Origin of the sequence: Hymenobacter sp. HSC-4F20 (genome assembly GCF_019599275.1) — a bacterium.
Classification (GTDB): domain Bacteria; phylum Bacteroidota; class Bacteroidia; order Cytophagales; family Hymenobacteraceae; genus Hymenobacter.
Window position 1 is genome coordinate 1 of sequence record NZ_JAHZTD010000008.1, and the last position, 17,581, is coordinate 17,581.

Sequence of the window (17,581 nt, forward strand, 5' to 3'; positions counted from 1 at the left end):
GGTCTGCAGGTGACACACGACGCGCATCCCCGGCCTGAGTGCACCTAACTCTACGCGCCGCCGAATTCCCTGGCGTACGACGCGCCCTTGCTGGTGCCAAAGCACTAGCCCTGCCATTGGGTGTGTCAGCCGCTTCCGTTCTGGGCCTGCGGGTGCAGACTACTACCGGCGCCACCTCGCCCGAGCCGAAGAAATACCAGGCTACTGCGCCCACGATGCAAGCCTTCGGGGCTGCGGCTTTTAAGGCATCGGGCAAGACTACCCTGCGCTAGCTGGGCATGGGTGAGTTCTTCGTCAACAGCCGCGGCACGAACCTGATGATTGACCCGGCGCTGGAAGGATTCCCTATTTCCGGCCAATACTGATGCGCAACTGATGCTGTCCATACCCGGGGCAGCGGACGGCTCACGCGCCAGCTCAGGGGTTAGTTGAGCTGCGCAGCGTGGGTACGGAGTACTTCGCGGGCAATAGCCAGGTTGGTGTCGCGCGCATTCACCACTAGGTAAATAAATTTGGTGCCTGCCTCCGTCAGCTTCAGCAGGTGCAGCTGGTTGGATAGGGTTACGAGCACATCGTCAATGGCTTCCCCCTGCAGCTTCAGGGCCGCCATGGCTTTTTGCTTCTGCTTGATTACCTCTGTGTTGTAGGCGGCAGCCGTATCGGGGTTAATGGCGGGTGAATTGGAATGCGAAGCCAGGCTCATGCCCGAGTTGAGGTCCACGACGGCAATAGCAAGCAGGCCCGGCAAATCCGTTAGGATGGCATCTACTACTTTACCGGCAGAATTAGTAACTGAATAAGCCATGACAGCAATAACAAGAAGAAAAGAGGGGAAGTGAGACTAGACTCGGCCCGGAGGAAAAAAGGCTGTGTCCTTCGTGCGCCGGAGCCGTTTTTGATGCTGCAAAGCTCCCCGCTTCTCCTTCCCCGCAACATGACAAGGATCATCTTGCACGTCTGGAAGTGGTTACAGCACAGAAGGACAACAAGTAGTGCGTTAGCTGTCAGGACATTATCTTTCTGGAAAAACTCAGGGGCGCACCTCCGGGGTCAGCTTGCTGAGCAGCAGCGGTGCCCAGTGTTCGCCTACGGGCAGGCCGTGCTGCCGCCACAGCTCAATACCCTGCCGCACCAGTACGCAGGCCGGCAGCTCGGCGGCCCGGAAGCTGCGCACCACCACCGGGTGGCTGGCTTCGTCAATTTTCAGCACCCGGATAGCTGGTCGGAGCTGTTGTTGCAGCGCGTTCAGCCAAGCCAGCGTGGTGGGTGGGGCTGCGCCTGCCTCCAGGGGCAGCAGCACCAGCAGCACGGCCGTATTGGGAGGGGCAAGGGCGGGGGAAGAAACCGGCATGGGCAGCAAAAGGGGGAGTAGAGCCGTAAAAGTAGCGGGAGCCCGAGCGCACCTGCATGACGCAGATCAGATGACCAACTGACTTTCAGCAGGGAGCCGGAGTGCGGTATCACCTGGCTCCCTGCCTACCTTGCAGCCCGAATCGGGGGCTGCTGTTTTGCTTTTCGCCCCTACCCGCTTTATGGTGTCCCCGCCCTACCCCACCCTTCTTGCTGAGCTTTTGTACACCCGCGCCCAGGAGTTCGTGGGACTCTATGACCTAATGCTGGGCTGGTTTACCCAGGTAAATGCGGCGGGGTGGCAGCTGCTGGCCTATCCCTCGGAGCAGGCCTTACTCACTGACCCCGACCGGCAGCTAGGCTCCTCCGAGGGGCCGTGGCACGCCCTCTGCGAGCAGGCCCGGCACCACGGCCTGCAGGCGGCCGAGCTGGAAGTGCGGCGCTACAACGGCACGCTGCTCCGGGCGCAGGCCGAGCTGACGTACTGCCAGATTGAGGAACGGCCCTTTCTGCTGGTGCGCCTGACGGAGCAGAGCCGCTTGCAGCAGGCTGAGCGGGAGCTAGCCCACAGTGTGCGGCGCTTCGAGGCCGTGTTTGCCAGCGCCACCATCGGCATCATCGTCTGCGACCGGCCCGGCACTATCGTGTCGGCCAACCAGTTTGCCCAGCAGCTATTCGGCTACGCGCCCGAGGCGCTGCTGGGCCAGCGCATTGAGCTATTGGTACCCGAAGCAGCGGGTGGCCCCCACCACGAGCGCCTGCGCGCCTCCTTCAACGCCCACCCGCAGGTGCGCAGCATGGGCCACAACCGCGACCTGCTGGCCCAGCGCCAAGATGGCTCCGTGTTCCCGGTGGAGGTGAGCCTGAGCTACTTCTACCTCGATGAGGAGTTGTACGTGGTGTCCTACATCCTCGACATCACCTTTAAAAAAGAAGCCGAGCGGGAGCTGATTGCCCAGCGCCAGCGGGTGGAGCGCCTCAACGCCGAGCTGGAGCAGAAAGTAGCCGACCGTACCCACGCCCTGCTGAGCACTCTGGAGCAGCTGGAGCAGCGTAGCCAGGAGCTTACCCAGGCGCTGCGGGCCGAGCAGGAGCTGGGCGAGCTGAAGTCGCGCTTCGTGAGCATGGCCTCCCACGAATTCCGCACCCCGCTTACGGCCGTGCTTACCTCCACGGCCCTGATTGAGAAGTACCCGGGCACCGATCAGCAGGACAAGCGCCTGCGTCACCTGCAGCGTATTCGGGCCTCCGTCAACCACCTCAATGATATTTTGGAGGAGTTTCTGTCCGTGGGCCGCATTGAGGAAGGCCGCATTGAAGCCCGGCCGGTAGCCCTAGACCTCCCGGCCCTGGTGCGCGAAACCGTGGCCGATGTCCAGGGCCTGCGCAAAACCGGCCAGACCATTGCCTTGGAGCTGGCCTGCCCCGGGCCCGTGCACCTCGACCCCTCGCTGGTGCGCAAGATTCTGGTTAACCTGCTCTCCAATGCCCTCAAGTATTCCGGCGAAAACACGCAGGTGGCCTTGCAGGCCCAGTGCCAGCAGGGGCAGGTAAGTATTCGGGTGCAGGACCAGGGCGTGGGCATTTCCCCAGAGGACCAGCAGCAGTTATTTGAGCGGTTTTTCCGCGCCCGTAACGTCACGAACATCCCAGGCACTGGTCTGGGGCTGTATATCATCGGCCGCTACTTGGAGCTCATGGGCGGCACTATTGCCTTGCAGAGTCAGCCGGGGGTAGGCACCACTGTTACTGTTACCCTTCCGTATGAAAACCATTCTGCTGATTGAAGACAGCGAGTTTATCCGCGAAAACACCGCCGAAATTCTGGAGTTGGCTGGTTACGCGGTCCTGACGGCGGAGAATGGCAAAATCGGCGTGGAAAAAGCCCTGGCTACCCGCCCCGACCTGGTGGTGTGCGACATTATGATGCCCGTGCTGGATGGCTACGGGGTGCTACAGATTTTCAACCAGAACCCGCAGCTGGCGGGCGTGCCTTTCATCTTCCTGACGGCCAAAACCGAGCGCACCGACCAGCGCCGAGGCATGGAGCTGGGCGCCGACGATTACCTGACGAAGCCCTTTGATGAAACCGAGCTGCTGAGCGCCATCACCGGCCGCCTGAACCGCTTTCAGCACCTGCGCCCCGACTACGACCTGCAGCAGCCCGGCGCGCTCAACGAGTTTCTGGATGATGCCGCGGCCGTGGGCAAGCTCACCGACCTGGTGGCCGACCGGCGCCCCCACGCCCTGCGCAAAAAGCAGGAAGTGTACGTGGAGGGCGACGAGCCCACGCGCCTGTACTTCGTGCAGGAGGGTAGGGTGAAAACCGTACGGCGCACCGCCGCTGGCAAGGAGCTGATTACGGGCGTGTACGGCTCCGGTGAGTTTTTCGGCTACCTGCCCCTGCTGCAGCAAACCCCGCACGACGACACGGCCGTGGTGCTCGACGATGCTACCCTGCTCTACATTCCGCGCGAAGACTTTACCCAGCTGGTGCACCGCAACCCCACTGTGGGACAGCAGTTTATCCGGCTGCTGGCGGGCCGCGTGAGCGAGCGGGAGCAGCAGTTGGTGGGCATGGCTTACAACTCCTTGCGCCGCCGCGTAGCCGATACGCTCCTGCGCATGCACCAGGAAGCCGGCGCTACCCCCGAAACCCTCATCCAACTCTCCCGCGACGACATGGCCGCCGTAGTAGGCACCGCCCCGGAATCTTTGATCCGAACCCTGAGCGAGTTCCGGCAGGACGGTTTGGTGGAGCTGACCAGCAAGGGAATCCGGGTGCTGCAGCCCCAGAAGCTGCGCCAGCCAAACTGGTAAGCAACTGCGGCAGCGGCACCCGGATTCCTGTCCTGATGCAGCACAAAGCTGTATTAGTTAGATTTTCTCTGTGCCGGTAATGTCGCCTACTGTCCTCTCAGGTTCCGCCTTGTGAGGGAGGTAGGCGCCGTTGCTTTTTACCACGGGCTTACGCCGGTTTCCGGGGCGTTGTCGTCGCTGAAGAACTGGCTGGTTGGGCCATCCGGGCCTAGCAAGGCGGCTTTCACCACGCGGGCGGCGGCATCGGTTACTGAGCCGGGGCCGCTGTGGTGGTTAAAGTCGGTGGCGGTGTAGCCGGGGTCCACAGCGTTTACTTTGAACGGGGTGTCGCGCAGCTCATAAGCCAGCATGATGGTGTAGGCGTTCAGCGCGGCCTTGGAGGGCTGGTAGGCGGCCCCTTTCACGGGGTAGTATTTCCAGGAAGGGTCATTGTGTAGGGTCAGGGAGCCAAGGCCCGAGGTCACGTTCACAATCCGGGGCGCGGGCGCCTGCCGTAGCAGGTCGATAAAGGCTTGCGTTACCTCCATCACCCCAAATACGTTGGTATCGAATACCTCCCGAATGGTGCTAAGGCTGGTACCTAGTGGGGGCTGCATCATGCCGCCCAGAATGCCGGCGTTGTTGATGAGTACGTCCAACGCCTGCGTTTTCTGCCCCAGAGCCTGGCGGGCGGCGGCAATGGAGGCGCTGTCGGTTACATCAAGCTGGAGCGGCTCCACCTGGGTTAGGCCTTCTGACTTGAGCCGCTCAGCGGCCTGTTGTCCCTTTTGCAGGTCGCGGCTGCCCAGGTACACGGTATAGCCGTTTTGCAGGAGTTGGCGCGCAGTTTCAAAGCCAATACTCTTGTTGGCGCCGGTAATAAGTGCTGTCTTCATGGTGGTTTTTAGCCGGTGAATGAATGGCACAAAACTACCTGGCACCCTGCGCGCCGCTGGTACCTATTCTGCGGTATTACTGGTACATTTCCCGGATGGTAGCGCGGTACTCCGCCGGGGTGACGCCGGTTTCGCGCTTAAAGAAGCGGTTGAAGTAGGAGGCATCGGCAAACCCCAGGTCGAAGGCAATTTCCTTGAGCGAATAGGGAGTGTAAAACAGTAGACGCCGGGCTTCCAGCACCAGCCGCTCATGAATATGCTTAATGGCCGATTTCCCGCTCTGGGCTTTTACTACCTCGCTCAGGTGTCCGGCCGAAATATGGAGCAGGGAGGCGTAGGCCCCTACCTCGTGCAGCTCCCGGTAGCATTCCTCAATCTTGGCCTGATACGTCTTGAGCAAGAGCTTTTCAGCCGAGGGCTCATCGGCGGCAAACTGCTGGGTGTACAAGCGGCTTAGGTAGGTAAGCAGCACGGCCAGGTGGGCGCTCAGCATGCGGTGCTGCCACTCGCCGGGGCGGGTGTATTCACCCTGAATTTTATCCAGCGCATCCTCTACAAAAGCTGCATCCGCCGCAGTCAGCCGCAGCTCGTGCCCATTATAAGGGTTTTGGATGATGGGCAGCTCACGCAAAGCGGCGTTCTGCTGCAGGGCCAAAAACTCGTTGGTGAACGTCAGGTAGCTGCCCCAGAAGGGGGTAGGCTCCTCTTTGACCAGCACCTGGTGGGGCGTGGTGAAGTAAAACGTATTGTCTACATGCTCATAGGCAGTCATATCTGCCCAGTGGCGGCCAGTGTTATGCTTTACAAACACCAGCAGGTAGTATGCCTTCCGGTGCGGTTTCAGCAGGTCCTCTTCGTAGACCAGCCCGCCCTCGGAGCGGGTGATGGTGAAGGCGCTGTTCCCAGCTGCCTCATCCCGCTCAAACGGGTAGGTAGGCACGAGCTGCGGGCTTTTGAGCATGTACATAGCCCAAAACTACTTTTTTCCGGAGGATGGCCGCTACCTTCTTCCCAATGGAGGAGGTAGCGGCCATCCTCCTTTTGCCGGGGAATACGCTAGGCTGTCTGCTGGGCGGCGCGGTGGTTGAGTTCCTGCCCGCGCGCTACCCGCAACGACCACCCATGCACCCACGCGCCGGTGAGCAGCAACAGGAGTAGTTTCAGCACTTCCAGCCCAATGTACACCATGTGCAGGGAGTTGGGCGGGGCCGGCTGGCCGGCCAGCAAAGCCAGGGCCCGCACATCCAGGGCCGGCAGCAGCCAAAGCGTTTGCAGCGCCAGAATGGTTACCACTACCCCCAGCGCTCCACCCAGGCGCGCGGGAACCCGCAGGCAGAGGGCACTCGTCACAGCCACGGCGGCCAACGTCAGCTCTACCTTGTTTAAAGCGGCAAACACGATGCGGCCAATACCCAGCCCTAGCGGAATAGTAATGCGGGGCGCAGTGAATTTGAGCGGTGCCTCCAGAAAGGAAATGCCGGCCACCATGCCAGCCCAGACGAACAGGGCCAGCACCAGCAACAAGGAAGACGTAGCGCGGGAGCGGGACATAGCAACTATTTCAGTACAGACAGTTCCGGCGACCAGAACACAGCCCCAAAGATGAGGGTTCGGGCCGGGGGCTGGGGGTAGGAAGATAGTGAGATGAATCAAGGGGAACTGATTTTCGTCAGGTGTGGAGCGCGCGAACCGAGGGAGCTTTGGGCCTACATCAGCTGCCTGTATCCGTGCCGACTTTTTCCCCTACTCCTACCCCGTCCGCGTGGCCTGCGCCCACTGCGGCGACGCCTGCCCCGACCAGCCCATCCGGCTGCTGGCCCGGCCGGAGCTGCCTTTCTGCTGCCGGGGCTGCAAGGCTGAGCCTGGAGCTGAGTTTTCCGGTGCTACTGATCAGTGCCCGGGGCTGTCTTCGACAAAACCGGCACCCTAACGGACGTAAAACGCTCGGCAGTAGAATACGTGGGTCCCGCCCTCACCCTAGCCCAACAGGAAGCTATTGCGGCGGTGGTCAGGCATTGCACTCACTCATTAAGTCAGCGCCTGAAAGCTGAGTGCCGGCCAGCCACCCGCCGGTTCAGGAGTTCCAGGAGGTGCCGGGCCAGGGCCTGCGGGGCTGGGTACACGGGTGGGAAGTGCGGGTATGCTTGGCCGCTTTCGTGGGGGTAGGAAGTTTCGCCCCGGCGGCTGAAACGCCCGCTGCTGAATCAACCGCTACCACGGATGGGTTGCTGTTCCGCGTGTATATCAGCGCGGACGGGACGCAAGGCTGCTACCTGCTACGCAATGCGTACCGCGAGGAGTTGCGCCCAATCCTTACTGAGCTGAGCCGGCACTACCGCCTGGCCGTGCTGTCCGGCGACAATGACACCGGGCAGGACCGCCTGCACGAGCTGTTTGGCCCCGAAACGGAACTGCGCTTCCGCCAGTCGCCCCAGCAAAAGCTCGATTACGTGGCCCGGCTCCGGCAGCAGGGCCGCACCGTCATCATGGTCGGCGACGGGCTCAACGACGCCGGCGCCCGGCAGCAGGCCGACGCCGGTATTGCCTTCACCGACACGCTCACCAACTTCTCTCCCGCCTGCGACGCCATCCTGGACGCCGGCAGCTTCGGGCAACTCAGCACGTTCCTGCCGTTTCCCTAAGGCTGCCTGCAGGTGGTGCTGGGCACGTTCGTGCTGTCGTTCTGCTACAACGGCATCGGGCGGGGCCTGGCCGCGCAGGGGCGCTTTACCCCCATCGTGTCGGCTATTCTAATGCCCGTTAGGTCTCTGCGCGTGATGGTGTTTGCTACCCTGCTGGTGCGCTACGCTGCTTACCGGCGCCGCCTCTAACCCTGCCCGCTCATGAACAGTATCTTTTTGCTTATCGGTAGCAGCCTGCTGGTGGCCCTCACCTTTCCGGGTGGCTTCCTGTGGGCCGTGCGCTCGGGCCAGTACGAGGATGACTACATGCCTTCCGTGCGTAGGCTGCTTGAGGAGGAAGAGCCCGAACAGGTGCGTGCTCCGCGTACTGCCTGAACCCAGCCCGTTGCATCTACAGAGCTTTTTTTCATTAACTGCCGAATAGCCGCCAGGTGAGCCACCAGCACCAGTGGCACTACACAGGCAGGCAGCCATACAAAAGGAAAATAAAGTACGGCTACGTTAGGCTGCTCAAATGCCAGCTGCTGCACAGGTGAAGGCACCGACAGCACCGCACGAACTACAATATTGATCAGTAATACCAAGCATAGTCCGTTCCAGCGCAACAGAGCTTTAGAGCTGAACGGCTTTCCATAGAAAGCCAGCAGGTACACTACCGGAGCACTCAGGCCCGAAAAAATATCCCAGTTGTACCCCTCGAAGGTCATTAGTCGGGGTACTGCGCCGTAGTGAAAAAGCCCTAGCAGCACCAGCTCCACCGGCAGGCGCACGGTATGCAGCAAGGTGAGGTAACCAAGGTGCAGCCTATCCAGGTAGGCCCTGCCGGCTGTGGTGCCTAGCAGCCCCGTGGTAAGCAGTAAGGGCGGAACTACCGCCAGCACCAGCCGGGGCGGTATGGCCGCAGTGGACGTGTAGAACCCGCTTAGGCCTACCCCGGCCTGCAGCAGCAGCCAGGCAAGAAGCACCATCAGCGTACGGCGAGAATAGTGAGCGGCTCGGTAAAACAGCCATACGGTAGCGGCGGCAATTAGCCCGAAAGCCAGCCCAAGAGTAGCAGGTACATTCTCCATACTAAAGCGGACAAAGTAGTAGCCACAAAGGAAGCGCTACGCCCGGGCCCGGGCACTTGTCAAATGACAAGAAATCAGGCCGGCTCGGCGCCGCGGCTGCCGGACCGGATGCGGCTCAACGAAGAATCTGTGATGCCCAGGTAGGAAGCCACATACTTCAGGGGCACCTGCTGCAGGATTTCGGGGCTGCTTTTCAGCAAGGCTTCGTAGCGGACCGCAGCCGTAGCGGTGGACAGGGCCAGTAGGCGGGTTTTGAGCCGGGCCAGCTCCCGCACCAGCAGCCCGCGGCCAAACTCCCGAAATTCCGGCCGGGCGTGAAACAGGCCGTTGAGTTGCGCATAGGTGATACACCAGCCCTGGCAGTCGGTAAGGGCCTGCAAATGCTCCGGGCTGGGCGTACGGTTGAAAAACGACGACACCTCCAGGGCCACCTGCCCGGCCGAATACAACCCGGTGGTTACCTCGTTGCCGTCGGCATCATGGGCAAAGGCGCGTACGATGCCGCTCTCCAGAAAGAAATACTCGTCGCTGATGGTGCCCGCCCGCAACAGAAAATCGTGCCGGGCCAGGTGCCGGGGCGAGAAGCTGGTGGCCACGTCGGCAGCCTGAGCGGCATTCATCCGGCCGGTGCTTAGAAAAAACTGGATTAGGGCTTCCGAGGTCATAACGAGCTGTTGCCCCGCAAGCTACAACGCCGAACGAACCGGACAATTGCCCCTGCTTTTTTCGGCGCTTCCGGTGCTGGCTGCCTGACATCAATCAACCCTACGGCTGACTTTCGTCATCTTTTCGCACCTAGCCCCGCAGGACCTTTGGAGTACAACACCTCTCCCTCCTGAAGGCTATGCAAGTCGAAGCCCTACCCCGCATGCTGGCCTTGTCGCGCACGGGGCGGCTGGTGCCGCTGTACTGGCGCGCCAAGCTCCGGCAGGTGGTGCCCGATGCGGCCTCCTTGCTGGCCGTGCTCTTTAGTGTGCGCGGCTTGGGGCTGGGCATTCCTTACCTCAGTCCTCGCCTTCAGGCCTGGCTCGTCGCGGCTCCGGCTTCTGCTACGCATCCCCGCAGCGTGCACTACCGCCACTAACTTCTTCCACCACCGGATTACGCCCCTTCATGAAAACTATTCTTGTTCCGCTCGACCACACGGCAGCCGCTGAGCATACCCTGGCCTACGCTAACAAGCTGGCCGTGCGCTGGCCCGCGGAAATCGTGCTGCTCTACTGTTACCCCGGTGCCGGACCAGGCCAGCCTGCCACCAACCTGCCCGAGCAGGAACAGCGCCTGCGCAGCCTGGTGGAACGCCTGCGCTACCAGCAGCTCACGCGCCAGGATGGCCGCCGCATCCGCTACCGCTACCGCGTGCTAGCAGGCTGCCTCCACGACCACGCTGCTACAGAAGCCGCCCGCTGCGCCGCCAACCTGGTCGTGATGGGGCTGGAACATATTGACGGCAACCGGCAAGCTTCCCCCGGCAACCACGCCGCTGCCATTACCGAACTGGTGAGCTGCCCGGTGCTGGTGGTGCCGCCCGGCCGCCGGACCCTGCCCAACCGTGTAGCCTTTACCGCCGATTTTGCTACCCTCCCCCTGAGCGTGCTACCCCGCTTATCGGCCCTGCACGAGGCGTTTCCGGTTTCCCTGGATTTGGTACAGTTCTACTCGCCCACGCAGCGGCCCCAACGCCGGCAGCTCAAGCAAGCCGTAACCCAGGCCGCTGCCCACCTTACCTGGCCGCTCACTACTCCCCACCTGCTCGAAGACGATGCTCCGCTGGAAGGCAGCAGCGAGTTCTGCGCCCGCACCCAGGCCCAACTGCTCATCATCGCGCCTGGTAGCCCGGCCCAGGTACTGCAGTATTTCGATAGGTGCTACACCACCACCCGCGCCTACCACACCCAGATTCCGGTGCTGGTTCTACGTGCTGCCGAGCGCCCAACGGCCGGTGCCTGCTGCGAGAAGTGTGCCGAGCGCCTGGAGCGCGAACAGCCGGCCCGGCTCCTGCCCAGCCATGCTGCCGTGCACTAGGCGTAGCGCACTTAACCAATTTCAACTGCGCCACAGCCGGTACCAGTCTGCCGAGCGCGAACTGATGGAACACTTGCGGGTGACTCACCGCACCATCAGCAGCGCGAGACTGCCGCCGCCACTTTTACCGTTGCCGAAGTGCTGCGCGTGACTGACCTGCTGGATAAGCCAGGGGAAGCCATTTTAGCGGTGATACTGGCCGAAATACAAGCTGCTACCACTGGGTAGATACTACCAAACGGCTGCTGGCATCTGAGTAACTTTACGTCTACGTAGCACCGCGCATGACCACTTAGCCACTGTTATTCAGCTCCCTGCTCGACCGGGGCAAAACGGTGCATTTTGCTTGCCACGTGCACGAGAAACGGATGGTGTATGGTAGTCAGGCCTACGAGCAGGTAGGGGGTAGGACCAAGGAAAACGTGAACAAAGATTTGCCCGGCTGGCTGGAGCGCGTCCATCCCGACGACTTACTGCACCTGCGCCAGCGCATGCGCGGGGAGTTGGTGCAGAACGTGGAAGTGCGCTGGCGCTGACCCGACGGGAGCCCCCAGGGGCTGTGCACGTTGGCTGCCCGGGAAGGACTGTCCGACGGGCAGGTGTACTTGAGCGGGACGGTGCTGGACATGACCCGTTCCAAGGAAACCAGCATCAACGCCGAGAAATTTACCACCAAGAAAGACGCCACGCTCGAAATCTTCTTCCACGAGTTAGCTTCCCCCCTGGCACTGTTGCAGCAGCTCACCGAGGAGCTGCGCTACGAGGTGCCGGGCCGCAGCACCGACACCAGCAGCTGCTGCTCATGCAGCGCGCCTGCACGGAGGGCGTGAACCTACTCCGCGACTTTGTCGACAACGAGTTTCTGGAATCGTCGCAGGTAGTACTCAAGAAGGAGCGCACCGACCTGGTCGGGTGGCTCCCCGCCATCATGGACGAGTACCAGCGCTCCGAGCGGCACACCTACTTTCACTTCCTTTTCCAGGCCCCGGCGCTGCCTGTGTACATGAGCGTGGACATCAACAGGTTTCAGCAGGTTGACAACACCTTGATTTCCAATGCCATCAAGTTCACGCCCGACGGCGGCCGCATTGCCCTGAGCCTGGAACAGCTGGCGGACCGGGTGGTCGTGCGCGTGACCGACACGGGCGTGGGTATACCCGCGGCGCTGTAGCCGATCGTATTTGAAAGTTCACCAAGGCCCGCCGGCCCGGCCTGCGGGACGAGAAAACTACGGGGCTGGGCATGTCCATTATCCAGACCATCGTGGAACTGCACGGGGGGCTTATTCGCTTTACCAGCACCGAAGACGAAGGCAGTACATTTGTTATTGAGCTGCCGGCCCGTCGGAGCGCGCCCTAACCGTAACTCTTCTCGTCGCTTTTTCTGCCTGTGGACCCGGCTTTTTCCCTTACTATTCCTGTTGCGTCACCGTCGCTGTTGCCGGCTCTGCTCGATCTGCCGGATACCGGGCTGGTTTTCTGCACCCCAATAACAGATACTGTCGGCCAAGTTCCAGACCTGGCGTTTACCTACCTGAACCCGGCAGCGCAGCGCCTGCTGCAGCTGCCCGCCCAGCCCGCCGTCACGTACCGGCAATGGCTCGGGGTGCCCGCAGGCGGCAGCCCCGCGTGGTACGAGCCCACGTTGCGCACGGGGGAGCCGGCCCGCGCCCGGGTGCAGCCCGCGGCCACGCCGCTGCACCTGACGGCACAGCGCCTGGATGCGGGGCTGCTGCTCAGCGTTCAGGCTGCGCCGGCAGAACCCACTTCAGCGACGAAGGAACCAGCGCCTGCCGGCCCCGCCGAGCCGCTATACCAGCAACTGCAGGAGCGCCGCCAGATGGAGAGCGTGGACGCCGTGCTGGCGGGGCTGCAGGAATACGTTTACCTGTTCGACTTGGAGGGACGCTTTCGCTATGCCAACCAACCCTTGCTGGCCTTGTGGGGGCTGACGCTGGAGCAGGCTGTGGGCAAGAACTTTCACGATCTGAACTACCCCCAGGAACTCGCCGCCCGGCTGCAGGCGCAGATCCAGCACGTGATTAGCACCCAGCAGAGTGTCTCGGACGAAACGCCGTACAGCAGCCCAGTCGGTGAAACGGGCTACTACGAGTACACGTTGGTGCCCCTGTTTGCCGCCGATGGGTCGGTGGAGGCCGTGGGCGGGCGCACTCAGCCCGTGACCGAGCGCCGTCGCGCCGAGGAAGCCCTGCGGCGTGCCCACGAACAGGTCGTCGACATCCTGGAAAGCACTACCGACGCGTTTTACGCGCTCGACGCGGACTTCCGCTTCACCTACGTCAACCAGCGGGCCGCCCGGCTCTGGGGCCGCGACCAGGCCGCGCTCATCGGCCGGCACTACTGGACGGAGTTTCCGGGGGCCGTCGGCAGCGAGTCCTACCGCCAGCACCACCTGGTGCAGCAAACCGGCGAGCCGGTGCACTACGAAACCGTGTCGCCCCTGCTCGGCACTTGGATCGACGTCCTTATCTACCCGGGCCGCGAGGGCGGCTTGTCGGTGTTTTTCCGCGACATCACCGCCCGCAAGCAAACCGAAGCCGCCCTGCGCACGAGCGAGGTCAAGCTGGCCGCGGTATTTGACGCCTTGCCCGTGGGGGTTGGGGTCTTTGACGTCCGGGGCCAGCTTACGCTGGCCAACCCCCGGATGCAGCGCTACCTGCCGAACGGCATCATGCCTTCGCGCGACGAGACACAACACGCGCGCTGGCGCGCCTACTACCCGGACGGCCAGCCGCTGCCGCGCAGCGAGTTTCCCGGGGCCCGGGCGCTCCGGGGTGAGAAGGTGGTGCCGGGTACGGAGATGCGCTACACGCAAGACGACGGCCAGGAAGTCTGGACGCAGGTCAGTTCCGTGCCGTTGCAGGATAACCGGGGAGAGGTAGATGGCCACATAACGGTCATCATCGACATTGACGTCCGCAAGCGCACTGGAGAAGCCCTGCAGGCCAGCGAGCAGCGCCAGCGGGCCCTGATGGAAAACCTGCCCGGCGGTGCCGTATTCGTGGTCGACCGGGACCTGCGCTACCAGTTGGCCGAAGGTGAGGCCCTGCGCGCCGCCGGGTTTGCGCCGGCCGACCTGCTGGGCCGTTCTGTGCGCGAGGTCATGCCGCCGGACTTGTGGGCGCAGCACGAACCCTACTACCGGTCCGCGCTGGCCGGCCAGGCCTTTGCCGTGGAGCTGGAAGCCTACGGCCGCATGTTCCTGACCCGCGGCGTGCCGCTGCACAACGCCGCCGGGCAAGTGGATGGGGCGCTGGCCGTGAGCTACGACATCACCGACCGCCAACAAGCCGAAACGGCCTTGCGGCAGTCGGAAGAGCGGCTGCAGCAGGCCTTGTCCATCGACACGGTCGGGGTCATCTTCTTTGACCTGCAGGGGGGCATCCACGACGCCAACGCGGCCTTCCAGCGCATGAGCGGCTACTCGCGCGCAGACTTTGTCAGTGGTCGGGTGCGCTGGGACGAAGTGACGCCACCGGAGTTTATGGATGCCACGCGCCGCTCCCAGCATGAGCTGCTGACGCAGGGCCAGAATACGCCCTACGAAAAGCAGTACATCCGCCCGGACGGCTCGCGTTGGTGGGGCTTGTTTGCCGGCAAGCGCCTGAGCACCGGCGAGTGTGTCGAGTTCGTACTCGACATCACAAAGGCCAAAGAAGTGGAGCAGGACCTGCGCGCCTCCCAGCAGCAGCTGGAAGCCTTCAACGCCCAGCTGCTGCGCCTGAACACGGACCTGGACACGTTCATCTACACGGCCTCGCACGATCTGAAGGCCCCCATCACCAACATCGAGGGGCTGATCCACGCCCTGCAGGCCCAGCTCCCCGCCCCCGTGCAGCACACCTACGACGTGGGGCCGCTGCTGGGCATGATGCAGGAGTCGGTGGCGCGGTTCCAGCGCACGATCGAGCAGCTGAGCGACGTGATCAAGCTGCAGAAGCAGCACGCCGAGCCCGTGGCCGAGGTGCTGCTGCTGCCGGTGCTCGAGGACGTGCGGCGCGACCTGCGCCCGGTGCTGGCCGCGGCCGGGGCGCAGGTGCTGCTGGAGGTAGGGCCGACTGCGCGCGTGTGCTTTTCGGCCAAGAACCTGCGCTCGGTGGTCTACAACCTGCTCAGCAACGCGGTGAAATACCGCCACCCGGCCCGCGCCCCGCAGGTGCGCATCAGCTGCCAGGCGCAGCAGGGCTACACGCTGCTGCGGGTGCAGGACAACGGGCTGGGCATTGAGGCGGGGAAGCACGCCGACCTGTTCCAGTTGTTTCGGCGCCTGCACAGCCACGTGCCGGGCACGGGCATTGGCTTGTACATGGTCAAGCGCATGGTTGACAACGCCGGGGGCCTGATCGAGGTGGAAAGCGAGGTGGGCGTCGGCTCCTGCTTTACCGTGTACTTTCCCGCCTGAGATTCGCCCCCGCCAACCCAGGCCTGCCCGGCAGCGTCCCCAAGCGAGCCGCCGGCTCGGTGTAATGCACGGCGGGGTGGTAGATGCTGCTTGACGAGATGTTGACCTGACCGGCGCGCATGAGGCAAAAAGGGCCGGAAGGTACTGCCCTGACTTAAGCGCATGTACACGTCTTCGTCTTCGCAGCGGGTGCTGCTGGGCAGGGCCTCTTCCAAGGTGCAGCCGGCCTGCAGCAAGCGGTGGTGAAGGAGCGTCAGGTTATCGCGTTCCAGAGGATGCATACTGCTACCTGCGCCAATGTGGCGTAACATGTCGAACTTGCAAGGGCACACGTGCCTGCCCGACCAGAGTTCCGGCTGGGCGCGCACGTGTGCCATTCCATCCGTAACGTGTTACCTTTCGCCGGGCGCTACCAACCCACCCATTTGTGATGCAGTTTCCCGCCGCTTTCTTCGAGCGCTTCCAGCAGGAGGCGCCTCAGGTCTTCTTTGTCTACGACGTGCCCAGCCAGCGCGTGCAGTACGTCAGCACCGCCTACGAGCGGATGCTGCAGGGGCACTGTGCCCAGGTGAACGAGGAATTGCCGGCCCTGCTGGCCCGCCTGCACCCCGATGACCGAGAACACGCTGCCGACTGCTGGCAGCGCTGGTTGGCCGGCCGCCTGCGCGACCCGTTTGAGCTGCGCCTGCGCGGGGCCGAGGGCCAGGACCAGCACTTGTGCGTAACGCCCTACCACCTCTCCGGGCCTGACGAGCAGATGCAACTTGGCGGTCTGCTGGAGGACATCACGGCCACCAAGGTGATGCTTTGGCACGCCGACAAGTACAACTCTAAGAAGAATACAACGCTGGAGATATTGTCGCACGACCTGGCGGGTCCTTTTACGGTACTGCAGCAGATGAGCGACTATTTCCAAACCAGTGTGGCCCCGTTGCAAAATCCGCAGCTGGTAAGCATGATTGATCATATGCGCGAGCTATGTCGGGACAGCGTCAACCTGATCCGCGACTTCGTAGACAACGAGTTCCTTGACTCAGTGAATGTGGAGCTGAAGCGGGAGCGGGTGGACCTGGTGGCAAAGCTGCGCCTGGTACTGGAGCAATACCAGCACGGCAGCCACTTAGTCGACAAGCGCTTCGCTTTTGTGGCGCAGGAGGCGTCGCTCTATGTGGAGATAGACCAGAACAAGTTCATGCAGGTTATCAACAACCTGCTCAGCAACGCCATCAAGTTTACTCCCGACGGCGGTTCCATCACCGTCGCGGTGAGCCGGCGCTCCGACGTGGCCCTGGTGGCAGTGACTGATACGGGCGTGGGCATTCCCACGGCCCTGCAGGCGAACCTGTTCGAGAAGTTCACCAAGGCCCGGCGCCCGGGCCTGCGCGGCGAGCGAAGCACCGGTCTGGGTATGTCCATCATCAAGACCATCGTGGGGCTGCACCAAGGGCACATCACCTTCGAGAGTACCGAGGGGCAGGGCACTACGTTTACCATCGCGCTACCCCTGCCCGAGTAGAGGGCAGCCGCGCCGAGCTACCTATAGCAAGTTGCTGACTTCTTGCTGGTTGCGGGGATGAGCTTACGTATTTTACGTGGCCATTCTCCGCACTTTTTCGCAAATCCGAGCAGTGGAACGTGCCGCTGTACTGGTTTGGATGCGTAACGGGGGCCATACTGATTGGTGCGGTGGCTGCCGGCCTGGCAAGCCTCGCTGTGCCTGTTGGGGGAGCACGACCCGCAGGGCCGAGATTTTTAAGCGGAGAAGCACCACAGCCGTTAGGTCACCTACCGGAGGCCTAGCCAGTTGTGAACGTGGTGGGCGACCAGTACCTCCCCGAGCACCAGCGCGTGAGCCGGCTCTGGGTGCCACCCGCCGGGCTGGCGGCTACTCAGCCCAGCCCCGAGCTATGGAAACTAGTCCGGGCACCGTCCGGCCGGGTCCTGCTGGCTACTGAGCCGGAAAATGGGTGCGGAGCAGTTTCTCTACTTTCTCCCGGGTCAGGGGCTTGTTAAGAAAGCCATCTACCACGTCCAGCCGTTCCACGCGTTGCACGTCACGCGGGTGCAGCGAGGAGGTCAGCATCACGATGACGATGGCCCGCTGCTCGGCCAGCGGGAGCTGCTGGTAGGCTTCCAGGAACTCAATGCCGTTCATGCCTGGCATGTTCACATCCAGCAGAATCAGTACCGGGCAGGTGGGGGTAGGCGGTACGCAGTGGGCGGAAAGCTCCCGCAGGGCCTGCTCGCCGTCCAGCGCCACGGCAATGCGCTCGGCTACCCCCAGGCGCCGGAGCAAGGACGTATTCAGAAAGTTAGTGGTTGTGTCGTCGTCGACCAGCAGCACACAGGGCAAGGGCGTCATCGGCAAAAGGCCGGT

Annotated in this window: 22 protein-coding genes; 14 read left to right on the forward strand and 8 right to left on the reverse strand. The window is 62.7% G+C overall.

Features of this window, described 5'->3' with window-relative positions:
- Positions 1 to 122: 122 nt before the first annotated feature.
- On the forward strand, positions 123 to 272 hold the full coding sequence (locus K3G63_RS21665) for a hypothetical protein (RefSeq protein WP_220616243.1): 150 nt from the start codon (positions 123 to 125) through the stop codon (positions 270 to 272).
- 152 nt (positions 273 to 424) lie between these two features.
- Here K3G63_RS21665 and K3G63_RS21670 read toward each other — a convergent pair whose 3' ends face one another.
- Together K3G63_RS21670 and K3G63_RS21675 are read right to left on the reverse strand one after the other, a co-directional pair.
- Positions 425 to 805, reverse strand: coding sequence for a hypothetical protein (locus tag K3G63_RS21670; protein WP_220616244.1), 381 nt, complete (start codon positions 803 to 805; stop codon positions 425 to 427).
- 225 nt (positions 806 to 1,030) lie between these two features.
- On the reverse strand, positions 1,031 to 1,351 hold the full coding sequence (locus tag K3G63_RS21675; protein WP_220616245.1) for a thioredoxin: 321 nt from the start codon (positions 1,349 to 1,351) through the stop codon (positions 1,031 to 1,033).
- Positions 1,352 to 1,481: 130 nt separating this feature from the next.
- Here K3G63_RS21675 and K3G63_RS21680 point away from each other — a divergent pair, with 130 nt between their 5' ends.
- Positions 1,482 to 3,137, forward strand: a complete 1,656-nt coding sequence (locus K3G63_RS21680) for a PAS domain-containing sensor histidine kinase (RefSeq protein ID WP_310794620.1) — start codon at positions 1,482 to 1,484, stop codon at positions 3,135 to 3,137.
- Positions 3,115 to 4,170: a response regulator gene (locus K3G63_RS21685; RefSeq protein WP_220616246.1), complete on the forward strand. Its 1,056-nt coding sequence runs from the start codon at positions 3,115 to 3,117 to the stop codon at positions 4,168 to 4,170. The genes K3G63_RS21680 and K3G63_RS21685 overlap by 23 nt, the downstream gene beginning before the upstream one ends.
- Before the next feature lie 137 nt (positions 4,171 to 4,307).
- On the opposite strand, the gene K3G63_RS21690 is transcribed toward K3G63_RS21685, so the two are convergent.
- The 3 genes from K3G63_RS21690 to K3G63_RS21700 all read right to left on the reverse strand — a co-directional run bounded on the left by K3G63_RS21690 (position 4,308) and on the right by K3G63_RS21700 (position 6,596).
- Positions 4,308 to 5,045 (reverse strand): SDR family oxidoreductase, encoded by a 738-nt coding sequence (locus tag K3G63_RS21690; protein WP_220616247.1) that lies wholly within the window; start codon positions 5,043 to 5,045, stop codon positions 4,308 to 4,310.
- Between the two features lie 76 nt (positions 5,046 to 5,121).
- Positions 5,122 to 6,012 carry an AraC family transcriptional regulator gene (locus K3G63_RS21695; protein ID WP_220616248.1) on the reverse strand — a complete coding sequence of 297 codons (891 nt, stop codon included), beginning with the start codon at positions 6,010 to 6,012 and terminating at the stop codon, positions 5,122 to 5,124.
- Between the two features lie 89 nt (positions 6,013 to 6,101).
- Positions 6,102 to 6,596 (reverse strand): hypothetical protein, encoded by a 495-nt coding sequence (locus K3G63_RS21700; RefSeq protein ID WP_220616249.1) that lies wholly within the window; start codon positions 6,594 to 6,596, stop codon positions 6,102 to 6,104.
- Positions 6,597 to 7,096: 500 nt separating this feature from the next.
- On the opposite strand from K3G63_RS21700, the gene K3G63_RS21705 reads away from it, so the two are divergent.
- Genes K3G63_RS21705 through ccoS form a run of 3 tightly spaced genes read left to right on the forward strand, consistent with a single transcriptional unit; the run spans position 7,097 to position 8,062 of the window.
- Complete coding sequence (locus K3G63_RS21705; protein ID WP_220616250.1) at positions 7,097 to 7,687, forward strand: HAD family hydrolase; 591 nt, start codon at positions 7,097 to 7,099, stop codon at positions 7,685 to 7,687.
- Between the two features lie 15 nt (positions 7,688 to 7,702).
- Positions 7,703 to 7,876 (forward strand): hypothetical protein, encoded by a 174-nt coding sequence (locus K3G63_RS21710; protein WP_220616251.1) that lies wholly within the window; start codon positions 7,703 to 7,705, stop codon positions 7,874 to 7,876.
- Positions 7,877 to 7,888: 12 nt separating this feature from the next.
- Positions 7,889 to 8,062: a cbb3-type cytochrome oxidase assembly protein CcoS gene (ccoS, locus tag K3G63_RS21715; protein ID WP_220616252.1), complete on the forward strand. Its 174-nt coding sequence runs from the start codon at positions 7,889 to 7,891 to the stop codon at positions 8,060 to 8,062.
- Here the strand turns inward: ccoS and K3G63_RS21720 are convergent.
- A complete protein-coding gene (locus tag K3G63_RS21720) occupies positions 7,990 to 8,757 on the reverse strand; it encodes a hypothetical protein (protein ID WP_220616253.1) in 768 nt (255 codons plus the stop codon). The two genes, ccoS and K3G63_RS21720, sit on opposite strands and share 73 nt — an antisense overlap.
- A gap of 74 nt (positions 8,758 to 8,831) precedes the next feature.
- Complete coding sequence (locus K3G63_RS21725; RefSeq protein ID WP_220616254.1) at positions 8,832 to 9,422, reverse strand: Crp/Fnr family transcriptional regulator; 591 nt, start codon at positions 9,420 to 9,422, stop codon at positions 8,832 to 8,834.
- 179 nt (positions 9,423 to 9,601) lie between these two features.
- Here K3G63_RS21725 and K3G63_RS21730 point away from each other — a divergent pair, with 179 nt between their 5' ends.
- The 8 genes from K3G63_RS21730 (at position 9,602) to K3G63_RS21765 (ending at position 16,720) form a co-directional block, all read left to right on the forward strand.
- Positions 9,602 to 9,841 carry a hypothetical protein gene (locus K3G63_RS21730; RefSeq protein WP_220616255.1) on the forward strand — a complete coding sequence of 80 codons (240 nt, stop codon included), beginning with the start codon at positions 9,602 to 9,604 and terminating at the stop codon, positions 9,839 to 9,841.
- Between the two features lie 29 nt (positions 9,842 to 9,870).
- Positions 9,871 to 10,782, forward strand: a complete 912-nt coding sequence (locus tag K3G63_RS21735) for a universal stress protein (protein WP_220616256.1) — start codon at positions 9,871 to 9,873, stop codon at positions 10,780 to 10,782.
- A 353-nt stretch (positions 10,783 to 11,135) separates the two neighbouring features.
- Positions 11,136 to 11,318: a hypothetical protein gene (locus K3G63_RS21740; RefSeq protein WP_220616257.1), complete on the forward strand. Its 183-nt coding sequence runs from the start codon at positions 11,136 to 11,138 to the stop codon at positions 11,316 to 11,318.
- 30 nt (positions 11,319 to 11,348) lie between these two features.
- Positions 11,349 to 11,612, forward strand: a complete 264-nt coding sequence (locus K3G63_RS21745; RefSeq protein ID WP_220616258.1) for a hypothetical protein — start codon at positions 11,349 to 11,351, stop codon at positions 11,610 to 11,612.
- Positions 11,585 to 11,953: a sensor histidine kinase KdpD gene (locus K3G63_RS21750; protein ID WP_220616259.1), complete on the forward strand. Its 369-nt coding sequence runs from the start codon at positions 11,585 to 11,587 to the stop codon at positions 11,951 to 11,953. The genes K3G63_RS21745 and K3G63_RS21750 overlap by 28 nt, the downstream gene beginning before the upstream one ends.
- Positions 11,954 to 11,994: 41 nt before the next feature.
- The gene (locus K3G63_RS21755; protein WP_259404637.1) at positions 11,995 to 12,141 is read left to right on the forward strand and encodes an ATP-binding protein; all 147 of its coding nucleotides are present in this window, start codon (positions 11,995 to 11,997) and stop codon (positions 12,139 to 12,141) included.
- Between the two features lie 30 nt (positions 12,142 to 12,171).
- Positions 12,172 to 15,204 carry a PAS domain-containing protein gene (locus K3G63_RS21760; RefSeq protein ID WP_220616261.1) on the forward strand — a complete coding sequence of 1,011 codons (3,033 nt, stop codon included), beginning with the start codon at positions 12,172 to 12,174 and terminating at the stop codon, positions 15,202 to 15,204.
- A 430-nt stretch (positions 15,205 to 15,634) separates the two neighbouring features.
- Positions 15,635 to 16,720, forward strand: coding sequence for an ATP-binding protein (locus tag K3G63_RS21765; RefSeq protein WP_259404639.1), 1,086 nt, complete (start codon positions 15,635 to 15,637; stop codon positions 16,718 to 16,720).
- Positions 16,721 to 17,152: 432 nt separating this feature from the next.
- Here the strand turns inward: K3G63_RS21765 and K3G63_RS21770 are convergent, their stop codons facing one another.
- Positions 17,153 to 17,566, reverse strand: a complete 414-nt coding sequence (locus tag K3G63_RS21770; RefSeq protein ID WP_220616263.1) for a response regulator — start codon at positions 17,564 to 17,566, stop codon at positions 17,153 to 17,155.
- Positions 17,567 to 17,581: the final 15 nt, after the last annotated feature.